This window comes from Burkholderia sp. BCC1640, assembly GCF_902833125.1.
Taxonomy (GTDB): domain Bacteria; phylum Pseudomonadota; class Gammaproteobacteria; order Burkholderiales; family Burkholderiaceae; genus Burkholderia; species Burkholderia diffusa.
On sequence record NZ_CADFEF010000201.1, the window covers coordinates 1 to 251 of the forward strand.

The 251-nt window shown below is 56.6% G+C and carries 1 pseudogene; it reads right to left on the minus strand.

Annotation, left to right across the window (positions count from 1 at the left end):
- Nucleotides 1-125: 125 nt before the first annotated feature.
- Nucleotides 126-251: pseudogene (locus HWX25_RS33210) on the minus strand (ATP-binding protein); the annotation flags it as partial.

The following is a 251-nucleotide window of genomic DNA, read 5'->3' on the forward strand; positions in this document are numbered from 1 at the left end:
CACCGCCTCAACCTTGAATTCCTTCGTGTACTGCCGTCTCGGTACCACGTTCTCTGCCATGTTCTTCTCCATACAGGCAAAAAGTTATCAAACTTCTTGCTGTACGTGGAATCGAGGCAGGGTCAGTCGTCCAGGATGACCAGGTCAAGGCGGAGCAGACTCGCCGCGATCCGTCCAGCACGGCCCTGCGCCTTTTCCTGTTCCAGTGCGTTGGCCAGATCCACTGTCGAGTAGAAGCGCACTCGCTTGCC